Origin of the sequence: Micromonospora sp. WMMD737, assembly GCF_049179055.1 — a bacterium.
GTDB lineage: Bacteria > Actinomycetota > Actinomycetes > Mycobacteriales > Micromonosporaceae > Micromonospora > Micromonospora reichwaldensis.
The window spans coordinates 224,786-239,831 of record NZ_JBMHMH010000001.1 but is presented as its reverse complement, the minus strand read 5'-3'; the positions used below and the strand labels follow the sequence as shown (position 1 = coordinate 239,831).

At 73.0% G+C, this 15,046-nt stretch carries 11 protein-coding genes; 2 read left to right on the top strand and 9 right to left on the bottom strand.

Annotated elements, in window-relative coordinates; translation table 11 throughout:
- Nucleotides 1-149: 149 nt before the first annotated feature.
- The 7 genes from ACN27A_RS01055 to ACN27A_RS01025 all read right to left on the bottom strand — a co-directional run bounded on the left by ACN27A_RS01055 (nucleotide 150) and on the right by ACN27A_RS01025 (nucleotide 9,012).
- On the bottom strand, nucleotides 150-1,658 hold the full coding sequence (locus ACN27A_RS01055; protein ID WP_421449046.1) for an MFS transporter: 1,509 nt from the start codon (nucleotides 1,656-1,658) through the stop codon (nucleotides 150-152).
- Complete coding sequence (locus tag ACN27A_RS01050) at nucleotides 1,655-3,469, bottom strand: IucA/IucC family protein (protein ID WP_421449044.1); 1,815 nt, start codon at nucleotides 3,467-3,469, stop codon at nucleotides 1,655-1,657. Before ACN27A_RS01050 ends, ACN27A_RS01055 begins: the two co-directional genes overlap by 4 nt.
- A complete protein-coding gene (locus tag ACN27A_RS01045) occupies nucleotides 3,466-4,041 on the bottom strand; it encodes a GNAT family N-acetyltransferase (RefSeq protein ID WP_421449042.1) in 576 nt (191 codons plus the stop codon). The genes ACN27A_RS01050 and ACN27A_RS01045 overlap by 4 nt, the downstream gene beginning before the upstream one ends.
- Nucleotides 4,038-5,336, bottom strand: coding sequence for a lysine N(6)-hydroxylase/L-ornithine N(5)-oxygenase family protein (locus ACN27A_RS01040; protein WP_421449040.1), 1,299 nt, complete (start codon nucleotides 5,334-5,336; stop codon nucleotides 4,038-4,040). The genes ACN27A_RS01045 and ACN27A_RS01040 overlap by 4 nt, the downstream gene beginning before the upstream one ends.
- 29 nt (nucleotides 5,337-5,365) lie before the next feature.
- Nucleotides 5,366-6,922 carry a pyridoxal phosphate-dependent decarboxylase family protein gene (locus ACN27A_RS01035; RefSeq protein ID WP_421449039.1) on the bottom strand — a complete coding sequence of 519 codons (1,557 nt, stop codon included), beginning with the start codon at nucleotides 6,920-6,922 and terminating at the stop codon, nucleotides 5,366-5,368.
- Nucleotides 6,923-7,063: 141 nt separating this feature from the next.
- Nucleotides 7,064-8,305 (bottom strand): MFS transporter, encoded by a 1,242-nt coding sequence (locus ACN27A_RS01030; RefSeq protein ID WP_421449037.1) that lies wholly within the window; start codon nucleotides 8,303-8,305, stop codon nucleotides 7,064-7,066.
- Complete coding sequence (locus tag ACN27A_RS01025; protein ID WP_121397772.1) at nucleotides 8,302-9,012, bottom strand: siderophore-interacting protein; 711 nt, start codon at nucleotides 9,010-9,012, stop codon at nucleotides 8,302-8,304. The genes ACN27A_RS01030 and ACN27A_RS01025 overlap by 4 nt, the downstream gene beginning before the upstream one ends.
- 98 nt (nucleotides 9,013-9,110) lie before the next feature.
- Here ACN27A_RS01025 and ACN27A_RS01020 point away from each other — a divergent pair, with 98 nt between their 5' ends.
- Together ACN27A_RS01020 and ACN27A_RS01015 are read left to right on the top strand one after the other, a co-directional pair.
- Nucleotides 9,111-11,180, top strand: coding sequence for a penicillin acylase family protein (locus ACN27A_RS01020; protein ID WP_421449034.1), 2,070 nt, complete (start codon nucleotides 9,111-9,113; stop codon nucleotides 11,178-11,180).
- A complete protein-coding gene (locus ACN27A_RS01015; RefSeq protein WP_421449032.1) occupies nucleotides 11,177-11,737 on the top strand; it encodes a GNAT family N-acetyltransferase in 561 nt (186 codons plus the stop codon). The genes ACN27A_RS01020 and ACN27A_RS01015 overlap by 4 nt, the downstream gene beginning before the upstream one ends.
- A 74-nt stretch (nucleotides 11,738-11,811) precedes the next feature.
- Here ACN27A_RS01015 and ACN27A_RS01010 read toward each other — a convergent pair whose 3' ends face one another.
- Together ACN27A_RS01010 and ACN27A_RS01005 are read right to left on the bottom strand one after the other, a co-directional pair.
- Nucleotides 11,812-13,269 carry a cellulase family glycosylhydrolase gene (locus tag ACN27A_RS01010; protein WP_421449030.1) on the bottom strand — a complete coding sequence of 486 codons (1,458 nt, stop codon included), beginning with the start codon at nucleotides 13,267-13,269 and terminating at the stop codon, nucleotides 11,812-11,814.
- A 288-nt stretch (nucleotides 13,270-13,557) separates the two neighbouring features.
- Nucleotides 13,558-14,793, bottom strand: a complete 1,236-nt coding sequence (locus tag ACN27A_RS01005; protein ID WP_421449028.1) for a S8 family peptidase — start codon at nucleotides 14,791-14,793, stop codon at nucleotides 13,558-13,560.
- Nucleotides 14,794-15,046 lie beyond the last annotated feature (253 nt).

The window sequence follows — 15,046 nt, the reverse complement described above, 5'->3', positions numbered from 1 at the left end:
CGCCGGCACCGTCCGGCCCGGACGCCGGCACCGTCCGGACCGGACGCCGACGCGGTCGACCCTGACGTCGACACGGTCGGGTCGGACGCCGACGCCGCGGCTGGCGGCGTCGGCCCGCCGGAGCGGAACAGGCCGGGTCGGGTCGGCGCTCAGCCGGCCCGCTCGGCGCGGCGCAGCAGCGCGGCGGCCACGCAGCCGCCCGCGAAGACGGCCACGGCGCCGACCGTCTGCCCGGTCTCCAGGGCGGAGCGGAACGCGTCGGAGACGAGCGCGCGCTCCGGCTCGCTCCGCGCGGCGGCCAGCGCGGCGGGGAACGAGCCGGCGCCGGCCACGGCGGCGGGCAGCAGCGCGGCGAAGCGGGCGTTGAGGATCGCGCCCAGCACGGCGACGCCGAGGCTGCTGCCGACCTCCGTCATGGTGCCGTCCACGCCCGCGCCCGCCCCGGCCTTCTCCGGCGGGATGGCGCTCATCACGGCCTCGACGATGGCCGGGTTGGCCACGGCGCAGCCGGCGCCCATCACCAGCAGACCCGGCAGCAGCACCCCGTAGCCGTCCGACGGGGCGTGGGTGATCAGGGCGAGACCGGCGGCGAGCAGTGTCATGCCGAGGGCGATCGAGTACGCCAGCCCGAGCCGGTGGATCACCCGCGCGGCGACGCCGCCCACGTTCAGCAGGACGATGGAGAGCGCGAACGGCATCATCCGCAGCCCTGCCTCCCAGGCCGGGTAGCCGCGGACGAACTGAAGGTGCTGGGTGAGCAGGAACAGCGCGCCGGTGGCGCCGAAGGTGATCAGGACGACGCCGGAGACCGCGCCCACGAAGCGCGGGTTGCGGAAGAAGTGCATGTCCAGCATGGGGTCGGCGACCCGCCGTTCCCAGGCCACGAAGGCGGCGAGCAGGAGCACCCCGGCGACCGCCGCGCCGAGCACGGGGGCGGCGGTCCAGCCGTGTTCCGGCCCGGCGATGATCGCGTAGACGACCGCGGTCAGGCCGGCCGTGGAGAGCAGCACCCCGCCCAGGTCGAGCCGGCCGCCGGCCGGCTGGCGCGACTCGGGCACCAGCGCCCACGCCGCCACCAGGCAGACCAGCACGATCGGGACGTTGACCAGGAAGATCGCCCCCCACGGCAGGTGGGCGAGGACGAGCCCGCCGAAGGGCGGCCCGGCCGCGAAGCCCAGCGCGCTCGCCGCCGCCCAGAGGCCGATCGCCCGGGACCGCTCGGCGTCGTCGAAGACCTGCATCGCCACCGCGAGGGTGGCGGTGACCAGCAGCGCGCCGCCGATCCCCATGCCGGCCCGGGCCGCGATGAGCTGGCCGCTGGACTGGGCGAGCCCGGCGGCCAGCGACCCGAGCCCGAACAGCACGAGGCCGGCCAGCAGCATCCGGCGGCGGCCGTACCGGTCGGCGGCGCTGCCCGCGGTGAGCAGCAGTCCGCACTGGACCAGCGCGTACGCGTTGATCATCCACTGCACGTCGGCGGTGCTGGCGGCCAGCTCGGTCGTGAGCACGGGGATCGCCACGGTCAGCACCGTGTTGTCGAGCACCACGGTGACCTGGGCGAGGCAGAGCACCGCGAGGATCAGCCACCGGCCCCGCACCCGAGCGTCCGCGCCGCCGGCCGGCGCCCCGGCGGGAGGCGCGAGCGTCGTGCTCGTCATCGGGCGGCCGGGGCGAAGCGGGCGATGGGGTTGGTCAGGGTGCCGACGAGTTGCAGCGCGGCCGACGGGTCGGCGAGGTCGACCATCTGCTGGTTGTTGCGCAGCTGGAGCCGGTTCAGGCAGGACAGCGCGAACTCCGGGGCGAACAGGTCGTAGCGCCGCAGCCGCTCGGCCAGGTGCGGGACGCTGTCGGCGTAGTCGGCGGCGCACCCGGCGACCGTCCGCCAGAAGGTCTCCTCGTCGAGGACGCCCTCGGTGACGAGGATGGCGCTGAGGTAGCGCAGGAAGCCGTCGAAGACGTCGGTGAAGATGGACAGCAGCTTCATGTCCTCCGGCACGTCGGCCCTGACCCGTTCGACCAGCGGGGGCAGGTCGGCGTCCGGGTCCATCACCACGATCTCCTCGGCGATGTCCTTGAAGATCGACCGCTCGACCGTCGCGCCGTCCAGGACGAGGATGACGTTCTCGCCGTGCGGCATGAACGCCAGGTCGTGGGCGTAGAAGCTGTGCAGCAGCGGGGTGAGGTAGGCGTCGAGGTAGCGGCGCAGCCACGCCTGCGGCGCCAGCCCCGAGCGGGCGATGAGCGCGGCGGCGAACGAGCGGCCCTCGCGGTCGGTGTGCAGCAGGGACGCCATCGTGGCCAGTCGCCGGCCCGGCTCCAGCGCGGGCACCGGGCTCTCCCGCCACAGGGCCGCCAGCATCTTGCGGTACGGGGAGTACCTGTCGGTGGCCGCCTCGTACTCCAGGTGCCGGTACCCGACGGCGGCCCGCTCGCGGATGATCGTCAGCCCGGTGCGCTTGAGGACCTCGTCGCCGTCGATCAGGTCGGCGAGCCAGTCGTTGATGGCCGGGGTGGCCGCCATGTAGGCGGCCGACAGCCCCCGCATGAAGCCCATGTTCAGCACGGACAGCGCGGTCTTGACGTAGTGCCGGGACGGGTCGGTGACGTTGAAGAAGGTGCGGATGGACTGCTGGGCCAGGTATTCGTCGGGGCCGGGGCCGAGGCACACGAGCCGGCGCTGCGCCACCTCGGCGGCGAACGTGACGGAGATCCGGTTCCACCACTGCCACGGGTGCACCGGGATGAGCAGGTAGTCGGCCGGGTCGAGGCCGAGCCCGGTCAGGGTGTCGGCGAACCCGGCGCGGGTGTCCTCGTCGAGTTCGGCGCGGATCAGGGTGTCGTAGTCGAGGTCGGCGGCGCAGCTGAAGCTCGTCCGGTCCCGGTGCCCGGCCACCCAGAGCAGCCGCAGCGGCTGGCCCGCCTCCGGGGCGTACGCCCGGTATTCGTCGATGCCGAAGCCGATGCGGCCGTTGTTGGCGACGAAGCCCGGGTGGCCCTCGGTCATCTGGGTCTCGATGGCCTGGAAGTCCGCGTCGGCGAGCTCGGCGGCGCTGACCGCCGGCCTGTCGAGCTTGTACGCGGTGCTGGCCAGCGTGGAGCTGATCTCCTCCAGGTAGACGGGGAGGATCGCATCGCTCAGCCCGAGCGCCCCGCGCAGGTCGAGGCAGAACTCCAGGGCGTCGAGCGGCAGCTCGGCGTCGCCACGGTGGCGGGTGATGCTGTCGGCGTCGATGCGCCAGTGGTCCAGGGCCAGCAGGCTCGCGGTGAACCGGTAGACGACCTCGCCGTCGTCGCCGCGCACCTGGTACCGCCGTTCCCCCGTCACGGGTGCCGACTGGTCCGCGTCGAGCGGCTCGGGCGCGAGCAGGCGCTCGTGGGCGAACTCGGCCAGCGCCTTGCGGACCAGCAGCCGGTTGGCGTGCGCCCAGTTGGCGGGCGTCAGGTGGGCCACGGATGCGAGCGGGTTCACGCGGGCACGTCTCCTCGGGTTGCGGCGTGGAACTGGTCACGGGTGCAGACGCTGAGCAGCGCGTCCTTCTCGGGCTTGCGGATCGGGCCGACCACGGTGAAGCCGACTGCCGCGTTGAGCGCGTGCACCGCCGTGTTGCGCACGTCGGGCTCCACGACGACCCGCCGGGTGGCCGGGTCGGCGAAGAGCCACGCCATCACCGTGGTGATCACCGCCCGGGTGAAGCCGTGTACGGGGGCGTCGGCGGGCGCACAGAGGAAGTGCATGCCGACGTCGCCGTCGGCCGCGTCGTACAGGCCGACGAGTTCGACGTGGGCGGGGTCGTACCGCTCGGCGAGGAAGGCCGGCCGGCCCTCGTGCAGGCCGAGGAACGCGTCGTGGTGCGGGTGCGCGGCGATCCGCCAGTACTCCTCGGCGACCCGGGCCACGTCGGCGTCCTGCATGAGCCAGAACGCCGCCTTCGGGTGGGTCACCCAGCGGTGCAGCAGCGGCGCGTCGGCGTCCGGGTCGAGCGTACGCAGGGCGAACTCGCCGAGCCGGCCGTCGACGCGGCGGTGGACGACCTCGGTCACGACGCGGCCCCGGCCGGCACGCCGAACTCCTGGAAGGCGATGCCCTTCTCGATCGGGTAGTGCTCGCGGCCCAGCAGCTCGCGGATGATCCACGAGTTGCGGTACGGGCCCATGCCCAGGTCGGGCGAGGTGACGCTGTGCGTGTGGGTGCCGGCGTTCTGCAGGAAGATGCCCCGGCCGGTGTGGTCGATGCTGTAGTTGCGGGCCACGTCGAAGCGGCCGTGCGCGTCCCAGCGGATCCGGTCGCGCACCGGCTCCAGGAACTCCGGGACCCGGTAGTGGTAGCCGGTCGCCAGCACCAGCCCCTCGGTGTCCAGCGTGAAGTCGCGCTCCTGCTCGACGTTGCGCAGCCCCAGCGTGTACGTCCCGCTCGACACGTCGTGGGTGGCGGTGGTCAGCGCGGTGTTGGTCAGCAGCCGGGTGCGGACCGGGCCGGGGATGCTCTTGGCGTAGAGCAGGTCGTAGATCTCGTTGATCAGGTCGGCGTTGATGCCCTTGAACAGCCCCTTCTGCTCGGACTCCAGCCGGTAGCGGGTGGGCTCCGGCAGGGCGTGGAAGTAGTCCACGTAGTCCGGCGAGGTCATCTCGAGGGTGAGCTTGGTGTATTCGAGGGGGAAGAACCGGGGCGAGCGGGTCACCCAGTTGAGCTGGTAGCCGCAGGTGTCGATGTCGCCGAGCAGGTCGTGGTAGATCTCGGCCGCGCTCTGCCCGCTGCCGACGACGGTGATGCTCCGCTTCGCGCGCAGCGCCGCCCGGTGCTCCAGGTACTGCGAGTTGTGGATCGCGTCGCCGCCGAGGCCCACGCAGGCCTCCGGCACGTACGGCGGGGTGCCGGTGCCGAGCACCAGGTGCCGGGCCCGGTAGGTGACCGGCTCCCCCGTGGCCGCCACCGTGGCCGTGACGGTGTAGTGCTCGTCGGCCGGGTCGAACTCGACCGCCGTGACCTGCTGCCCGAACCGGACGTTGTCGAGCTTGCCGGCGGCCCATCGGCAGTAGTCGTCGTACTCGCTGCGCAGGGGGAAGAAGCTCTCCCGGATGTAGAACGGGTAGAGCCGCCCGGACTCCTTCAGGTAGCTCAGGAACGAGTACGGCGAGGTCGGGTCGGCGAGCGTGACCAGGTCGGCGATGAACGGCGTCTGGAGCCGGGTCGACTCCAGCAGCATCCCGGGATGCCAGCTGAAGGCGTCCCGCGCCTCGAGGAAGATGCCGTCGAGCCCGTCGATGGGCTCGGTCAGGCAGGCCAGGCCCAGGTTGTAGGGGCCCAGTCCGACGGCGATGAAGTCGTGCGTCGACATGCGGTTCTCCAGAGCGGGGGGGCGGATCGTCAGCCGACGGGGCAGGACAGCTCGGCGGTGGCCCTGGTCTGGGCGTACCAGCCGGCGTGTTCGGCGAGGAGGTCGAGGACGTGGGCGATGTCGTCCATCGTGGTCTCGGGGTTGAGCAGGGTGAGCTTGAGGTAGTGCGCGCCGTCGACCTTGGTGCCGGCGACGAGCCCGGCGCCGGAGGCGGCCAGCGCCTCGCGGGCGTACAGGTTGGCGTCGTCGACGATCTCCCGGCCGGCGGCGGCCGGCAGGTAGCGGAAGACCACGGTGCTCAACTGCGAGCGGGTCACCACCTCGAAGCGGGGGTCCCCGCTGAGCAGCTGCCACGCGGCGGCGGCCCGGTCGACCACCTCGTCGAAGAGCTCGCCGATCGCGTCCGGTCCCATGATCCGCAGGGTCAGCCAGAGCTTGAGGGCGTCGAAGCGGCGGGTGGTCTGGATGCTCTTGTCGACCTGGTTGGGGATGCGCTGCTCGACCATCCGCGCCGGGTTGAGGTAGTCGGCGTGCCAGGTGGCGTGCCGCAGCACGCGCCGGTCGCGGACCAGCAGCGCGCTGGAGCTGACCGGCTGGAAGAACGACTTGTGGTAGTCGACGGTGACCGAGTCGGCCCGCTCGATGCCGTCGAGCAGGTGCCGCCGGGTCGGCGACACCAGCAGCCCGCAGCCGTACGCGGCGTCGACGTGCAGCCAGACGCCGGCGGCGGCGCAGATGTCGGCGATCTGCGGCAGCGGGTCGATGGTGCCGAAGTCGGTGGTGCCGGCGGTGGCGACGACGGCCATCACCGCCAGCCCCTCCTCCCGGCACCGGGCGATCTCCCGGGCCAGGTCGGCGGTGCGCATCCCCCGGTCGGCGTCGGTGGGCACGGTGACCACCGCGTCGGCGCCGAGGCCGAGCAGCTTGGCCGCCTTCTGCACGCTGAAGTGGCCGGCCGCCGAGGTGATGATGCGCAGTCGCGACAGCAGCTCCGGGCGGGACTGCCGCTCGGTCGTCCGGCCGACGAGGTTCGCGCAGGTCTCCTCGCGGGCCAGCAGCATCGCCTGGAGGTTGGACTGGGTGCCGCCGCTGGTGAAGATGCCGTCGGCCGCCGGCCCCAGGCCGATCCGGTCGGCCGTCCAGTCGATGAGCCGGCGCTCGATCAGGGTGCCGCCGGCGCTCTGGTCCCAGGTGTCCAGCGAGGAGTTGACGGCGGTGAGCACCGCCTCGCCGAGCAGCGCGGGGATCACCACCGGGCAGTTGAGGTGCGCGAGGTAGCGGGGGTGGTGGAAGTAGACGGCGTCGCGCAGGTAGACGTCGTGCAGCTCGTCGAGCGCGGCGCCGCTGTCGCCCAGCGGCAGGTCCAGGTCGATGCCGGCGATCCGCGGCGCCAGCTCGTCCGGTGTCACGCCGGTGAACGGCCGGTCCACCTCGGCCATCCGGGCCGCGACCCGGCCGATCCCCTCGGCCAGCACGCGCCGGTAGTCCTCCACCGTGCCGGCGGTGAAGAGGTGGGCGCGGGCGCCGTGGGAGGCGGGGGTCACCCCGGTCGTAGGCACCTGGACGGTGGGGCCGGGCAGGCTCATGCGGGTCCTCAACGGTCGGGAATGGACGGTACGGCGAGATGGCGGGACGTCACCATCCGCCCGCAGTCGGTGATCGAGCGAGCTTAGGTTACCCTAACCTAAGGATGTGTCAACATCGTTGCCCACATTGAGCGATATCACTCAGCCGGGCACCTTCGACAACTCGCGCTCCCCCGGCGCCGCAACGGATCGGGGCGGGAACCGCCGCTGGTGCCCGAGGCCCAGCGCGACGCCGAGCGCCACCAGGACGACGGAGGCCACCGCGACCGCGGGATAGCCGAACACCTCGGCCGCGGCCAGCGCGACGGAGGCCGCCACGAACGAGCAGACCAGCCCGAACGACGACAGCACCGTGAAGTCCGTACCGCCGGTGCCGGGCCGGGAGTAGTCCATGTTGACCGTGTAGAGCACGACGTTGGCGATCGTGTAGGCGGCCATGAAGCAGCAGAGCGCGGCGACCGTCCCGGCGAGCGGGGCCCGGCCGTTCAGCAACGGCAGCAGCATCGCCGTGGACAGCGCGAGCGCCACTCCCCCGGCGACGAGCACGCGACCCCGCCCGAACCGGCCGATCGCGGCCCCGGAGACCAGACCGGCCACGATGGCCGGCAGGCTGGTCACCACGCCGGTCACCACGCCGATGCGCGCCAGCGACCAGTCCGCGTCCACCAGGGCCGGCGTCACCAGGGCGTACGTCGCGCCCGCGCCGATGTAGACCAGCGGCACCACGCCGAAGGTCCACCGGCGGCAGCCGGGCTGACCCAGCACCGACAGCAGCGCCCGGTACGCCGCACCGGCGCTGGCGACGCGGTCGGTGCGGTCCGGCTCGCGGAACCGCCACACCACCAGCAGGCCGACGGCGGTCAGGGCGGCGAGCAGCAGGATCGCGGGCGCCCAGCCGAACCGGTCGTAGACGACCACGCAGGCCCCGCCGCCGAGCAGGTTACCGACGTAGCTCGCGGCGACCTGGATGCCGTTGCCGGTGCCCCGCGAGCGCTCGGAGAGCAGCCGGACGGCGACGGCGTCGACGGCGATGTCCTGCGTCGCGGAGAGGAACACGTAGGCGACGCAGATCGCGACGACCGGGCCGAGCTGCGCGGCCGGGCGGTCGAACGGCAGCAGGGCCAGCAGGGCCAGCACCAGGCCGCCCTGGAGCACCAGCAGCCAGGACCGGTAGTGCCCACGGTGGCGGGAGCCGTACCGGTCGAGGACGGGCGCCCAGAGGAACTTGATCGGCCAGACCAGGCCGACGAACTGCAACAGCGCCAGCGTGTCGAGGGAGGTGCCGCCGTCGCGCAGGATGGCGGTCAGCCCGACGGTGATGAAGCCGATGCCGAGGTACTGCGTGACGTAGAGCGCGGTCAGCGTGCCGAGCCGACCTCTCACCGGGCGCTCCAGTAGGCCAGCGAGGTGAGCTGGTGCTTGCCGACGCCCAGCGTCCGCCGCACGTGCTTGGTGATGCCGCGCGTGCTGGCCGCCTCGCAGGCCACCCAGTAGTGGGCGTCCTCGGCGGCGGGCAGGGCCGCGCAGACCGTCTCGACCAGGTGCTGGCCCTCGTCGCGGCGCGGCACCCAGGTGACCTGGTGCTTGGCGTGGGCGCGCGGCGCCAGCTCCTTCTCGCCCTCGTGGGCGTACTCGAGCCAGACCGTCGCCGGGGTGTCGGGGGCCGCGGCGAGCAGGCTGTTCACCGCCGGGAGCGAGGCGGCGTCGCCCACCAGGTAGAGGTGCCGCGGGGCGGGGTCCGGCAGGCTGAACCCGGTGCCCTGCACGGTCGCGTCGATGGTGTCGCCGGCCTGGGCGGCGGCGGCCCAGCGGGCGGCGCATCCGTCGTGGATGGCGAACTCCAGGTCGAAGCGGCCGGTCGCCGGGTCGGGGTCGACGAGGGTGTACGCGCGCTGGTGCGGCTTGCCGTCGTTGTCGAACCACAGCCGCACCCACATGGTGGGGTGCACGCCGCACGCCTCCAGCAGCCCGCCGCCGTCCATGCGCAGTCGGCGGTAGTGCTCGCCGACGGACTCGGTGCCGAGCACGGTCAGCCGGAATTCGCGACCGCCCATCGCCTTGAGCACCAGGGCTTCCCAGTTTCGCTTCACGCACCCCTCCAGGTAAGGTCTGCCTCAGTTAGGGGAGGGTAGCCTAAGTTGACATTCCTGTGGCAGGCGGGACGACCGCCCATCCGCCCGGCGCGACGATGACCGGCGTCCATCGCGACCGGTGGGGTGTCCCGCACCTGAGCGCCGACAGCGTCGACGGCCTCGCCCGGTTGCAGGGGCGGGTCGCCGCCGTCGACCGGGCCTGGCAGATCGAAGTGGAACGGTGGCGCTCCGAGGGCCGGCTCGCCGAGCACGTCGGCCCCGCCGAGCTGGGCTGGGACCGCTTCGCCCGCCGGGCCCGCCTCGACGACACCGCCCGGCGCTGCTTCGAGCGGCTCGCCCCCGCCACCCGGCGGTGGGTCGGCGCCTACGTCGACGGGGTCAACGAGGGACTCGCCGAGGGCGCCGCCGCGGCACCCGAGTTCGCGGCGGCCGGCTGCGCCCCGGGCCGGTGGCGGCCGTGGTCGCCGCTGGGGGTCTTCCTCGTCCAGCACGTGCTCTTCTCCACCTTCCCCAACAAGCTGTGGCACGCCCACGTCGCCGCCACCCTCGGCCCGTCCGCGGCCGGCCTGTTCGCCGTCGAGGGCCCCGACGGGTCGGGCAGCAACGCGTGGGCCGTGCCCGGCGACCCCGGCACCGGACGGGCGCCCGTCATCGCCGGCGACCCGCACCGCATCCTCGAACTGCCCGGCATCTACCACCAGGTGCGCCTCGCCTGCCCCGAGTTCGACGTGTTCGGTTTCGCGTTCCCCGGCGTGCCCGGCCTCCCCCACTTCGGACACGCCGGCGAGGTCGCCTGGGCCGTCACCAACGCGATGGCCGACTACCAGGACCTCTACCGCGAACAGCTGCGCCGCGACGGCGACCGGGTGCTGGTCCGCGAGGCGGACGGCTGGGTGCCGGCGCACCGGCACGTCGAGCGGATCGAGGTCCGGGGCGGCGAAGCGGAGTCCGTCGAGGTGATCGAGACGTCGCGCGGGCCGGTCGTCGACCACGACCGGAACACCGGCGAGGCGATCAGCCTGCGTACCCCCAGCCGGGTCGAGCAGCGCCTGGGCTTCGACGCCCTGCTGCCGCTGCTGCGCGCCCGCAGCGCCGACGACGTCGCCGACGCGCTGCGCGACTGGGTCGAGCCGGTCAACAGCGTCCTGGTCGCCGACCGGCGCGGAACGGTCCACCAGTTGGTCGCCGGCCTCGTCCCGCTGCGCGACGACCGGTGCCGCCGGGAGCCGGTGCCCGGCGACGATCCCCGGTACCGGTGGCACGGCGGCTACGCCGAGCCGCGCCGCACCGCCGTCGACGGGTTCGCGGTCTGCGCCAACGACCGCCGGCCCGACGTGGCGGACCTCGGCACCGGCTTCGCCCCGCCGCACCGGGCCCGCCGCATCCGCGCCCTGCTCGCCGACGGCGCCCGGCCGGAGGCCGTACACATGGACACCCGGCTCGATGCCGGGGCGCTGCGCGGCCTGCTCGACCGGGTCGACCCCGACGGGCTCAGCGGGCCGGCCCGGCGGCTGCGGGACCGGCTGACCACGTGGGACGGCCGGATGGAGGCCGAGAGCGCCGACGCCGGCGCCTGGGCCGCCTGGCGCGCGGCCCTGGCCCGCCGGCTGTACGACCACCCGTGCCTGCGCCCGCTGCGCGACGCCCCGAGCGCGTTCGACGGCCTGTTCGCGCCGTGGACCGACCCGCTGTCCCGCATCGGCCACGCCCTCGACGGGGTGGCCACCGGGCTGCACCGCCTCGGCGGCGACATCGGTCCCGTGGCGGCCGGGGCGCTCGAGGACGTCGCGGCGGGCGACCCGCCGGGGCCGTGGGGCCGACGGCACGTGCTGCACCCCGTCCACCTGGGCGTGGCGGCGGCCACCGACGAGGCGGTACGGGGCATGCGGGAGTGGGTCGCGCTGGCCGGCGACGCCGACTGCGTGCTGGCCACGTCGAGCGTGCCCGGCGTGTCCGACGCGTGCTGGCGGGGCCCGGTGGCCCGCTACGTGTGGGACCTGACCGACCGCGCCGAGAGCCGCTGGATCGTCCCCTTCGGCGCGTCCGGGCGCCCCGGCGACCCGCACTTCGACGACCAACTGCCACTGTGGGCCGGCGGCGAGCTGGTTCCGGTGGTCACCGACTGGCGAGAACTCACCCCAGAACCAGGAGACGCGACACCGTGACATATCAGGAGAACATCCCCGGCTTCGGCGAGCTGTCGCTCGTCGCGCTGGACCCGAAGGCCCACGCGGAACTGGTGCACGGCTGGGTGACCGAGCCCCGGGCGGCGTTCTGGGGCATGGGTGCGCACTCGGTAGACGAGGTGCGGGAGATCTACGAGTTCGTCGACGGCCTCGACACCCACCACGCGTACCTGATCATGCTCGACGACGCGCCGATCGGCCTGTTCCAGACCTACCAGCCGGAGGCGGACCCGGTCGGCGAGCGCTACACCGTGCGGCCCGGCGACGTCGGCATGCACCTGCTGCTCGCCCCCGGGAGGCGCCCGCCGAAGGGCCTCACCACCGCCATCGGCCCCGCCCTCGCCCGCTATCTGTTCGCCGACCCCACCCGGCTCCGGATCGTCGTCGAGCCCGACGTCCGCAACGAGCGCGCGCTCGACCGGCTGCGGCGGGAGGGCTTCACCTTCGCCGACGAGATCGACATGCCCGACAAGCGGGCCCAGCTGGCGTTCCTCACCCGGGAGCGGTTCGAGGCGGACCACGCCGTACCCGCCTGAGCGCAACGGCCCTGCCCCGCCTGGCGACGCGGCGAGGCCCCGCCGGGTGCGGCGGGGCCTCGCGCGAAACGGGATCAGGCGGTCGGGAAGTTGTCCGGCGTACGGATGCGGTCCCGGATCAGGGCGCCCGACTGGGTGAGCACGTTCGGGCCGGTGTAGACGCCGCCGGCGCAGGTGCCCGGCCGCAACGCGGCGCTGCCCTCGGCCTTGTCCGAGTAGGTCCAGTTCGCGTAGCTGATCTTCAGGCGGTCCAGCAGGTCGATCCAGGCGGTGCTGCTGGCGACGTCGACCCCGCCGTCACCGGTGTAGTCCACCGTGCCGAACTCGGTGACGAACAGCGGCAGCCGGGCGGCGGCCCGCTCCACCTCGGCCCGGTAGTTGTCCCGGTGGGACGCGGCGTAGAAGTGGAACGTGTACATGACGTTTGTGGCGTTCACCGGGTTGTTGATGATCTCGTTGGCACCTGAGCCGTCGGAGACGCCCAGCGACGACCAGCCACGGGTGCCGACCACGACCACCGCGTCCGGGTCGTTGGCGCGGATGACCGGGATGACCTGCTCGGCGTAGCTCTTGATGGTCGCCCAGCTGACGCCGTTGGGCTCGTTGGCGATCTCGTAGATGACGTTCTTCTTGGCGGCGTTGCGGGCGGAGACGGCGGCGAAGAAGGTCTTGGCCCGCTCCAGGTTGTACATCGGGTCGCCGGGCGTCAGCGTGTGGAAGTCGATAAGCGCGTACATGCCCCGCTGCTCGGCCTCGTCGACGAGGTTGTTGACCCGGTTGGTGAACCCGGCCGGGTCGGTCTCGTAGCCGTCCTCCTGTACGTACATGGCGATGCGCAGCAGGTCGGCCCGCCAGTCGGTGGCGAGCGCGTCGAGCGAGGCGTCGTTGAGGCAGTTGGCGAACCACTGGATGCCGTGGCTGCTCATGCCACGCAGCTGGATCGGCTTTCCGTACTGGTTGCACAGGTTGGCCCCGCACACCCGCAGCTGCCCGTTGATCGCGACCGGCGTCTGACCGCCCGGCGGCGGGGTCGTGGGCGGCGGGGTGGTCGGTGGCGGGGTCGTGGGCGGCGGCGTGGTGGGGGCCGGCGGGGTGGTCGGCGTGGTCGCGCCCGTGCAGGCGGTGCCGTTGAGGGTGAACGACGTCGGCGCGGGGTTGGCGGCGCTCCAGGTGCCGTTGAACCCGATGCTGGTCGACGCGCCGGTCGCCAGCGCGCCGTTCCAGCTCACGTTGCGCGCGGTGACGGCGGCGCCGGCCTGGCTCCAGGTCGCCGACCAGCCCTGGCCGACCCGTTGGCCGGCGTCGGGGAAGGCGAAGCCGAGCGTCCAGCCGTCCACCGCGTCGCCCAGGTTCTTGATCGTGATGTTCGCGGTGAAGCCACCGGACCAGCTGCTGGTGGTGTAGGTGACGGCGCAGCCGGTGGCGGCCTGGGCGCTGGCGACCGGGACGGCGGCCGACGCCGCGACGGTCAGCGCGCCGACCGCGCCGGCGATGACCAGGGTGCGCCGGGACGGGCGCGGTAGGAACTTCATGCGGGTGCCTTCGCTTCCGATCGGTGGTGAGGGTGCCGGCAGCGCAGGGCGGCGGGACGCCACGTCCGCCCGACGGGTACGGCAGTTCGTAGGCCGACGGCCCGCAGGCGGGTCGTCCGGCCGGGAGCCTCGCGACAGATCCCCGCCCACGGGCCCGGGAGCGCTCCCACTGCTGGCAGCTTAGGCGCGCCCCGACCTCCCCGCAACATGGACACCCGTCGACCTCTTCCGCACGCGCGCCGGCCCCGGGGCGCGGACGCCCCGGGGCCGGTGTGCCGACGGTGTCGGTCAGAAGGTGGGAGCCAGGTAGAGCAGGCGGTTCGGCGAACCGGTGCCGGGGCTGGTGATCACGTTCGGGGTGGCCTGGCTGACGATGTACGAGTGGACCTGGGCGGGCGTCCAGCTCGGGTAGACGCTGAGCACCCGGGCAGCCGCGCCCGCGACGTGCGGCGAGGCCATCGAGGTGCCGCTGATGGTGTTGGTGGCGGTGTTGCTGTTGTACCAGGCCGACAGCACGCCCACGCCCGGGGCGAACAGGTCGGTGCAGGTGCCCCAGTTGGAGAACGAGGCGCGGGCGTCGTTGCTCTGCGAGGCGTTGACGGTCAGCGCCGTCGGCACGGAGGCCGGCGAGAAGTTGCAGGCGTTGGCGTTCGAGTTGCCGGAGGCCACCGCGTAGGTGATGCCGTCGGCGATCGAGTTCGCCACCGCGGTGTTCAGGGAGGCGTTGGTGGCGCCGCCGAGGCTCATGTTCGCCACGGCCGGCTGGCCCGCCTGATGGTTCGAGGTCACCCAGTTGATGCCGGCGATGACCTGCGCCCAGGTGCCGCTGCCCTGACAGTTCAGCACCCGGACGCCGACGAGCCGGACGTCCTTCGCCACGCCGTAGGTGTTGCCGCCGACGGTGCCCGCGACATGCGTGCCGTGGCCGTTGCAGTCGGCTGCCGGCAGCGCGTTGTCGATCGCGTCGTAGCCGTCGACGGCCTGACCGGCGAAGTCGTTGTGGGTGGTCCGGATGCCGGTGTCGATGATGTACGCCGTCACGCCGGTGCCGCTGCTGTTCCAGGTGTAGGTGCGGCTCAGCGGGAGGGGCCGCTGGTCGATGCGGTCCAGGCCCCACGGCGGGTTGTTCTGGGTGGCCGCGAGCGACACGGTGTGGTTCTGCTCGACGTAGGCGACGTCGGGGTGCGCGGCGAGGCGCTTGGCGGCCCGCTCGGAGAGCTTCGCCTCGAAGCCGTTGAGCGCGTCACCGTAGACGTGCCCGACACTGCCGCCGAAGCGGGCGGCGAGCGAGCCCGCGGTGCTCTTCACCGCGCCCTGCCGGGTGCCGGCGCGGCCGCCGACGCTGGTGTCCTTGAGTACCACGATGTAGCTGTCGGCCACGGCGGTCGCGCCACCGGCGCTGAGGATCTCGCCGGTGGCCGAGGCCGCCGCCGGTGCGCCGAGCATGGTGGTGACCATGGCGGCGCTGGCGAACACGCTGGCCGCAGCGGCGAGGGTACGCCGATGAGTGCGAGGGAGTGACATCTCCCGGTCCTCCTACTGTGGTGGCCGCCGGGTGGCTCGTGGCGCACCCGACAGGCGGTCTGGACGATGAGCAAACCTTAGCCGCCACATTCATGATCGTGAATTTTGTTGATGTTCACGATATGAGGAAGATGTTGAAAGGCATTCGTCGTGAATGCCTTGCGTGAAACGGGATTCCATTGAGATACGTCGACTTTGCTGGTTGACTGTCGGGGGAGCACCGGGCCGTCACACATTGACCTCGACCTGTGAC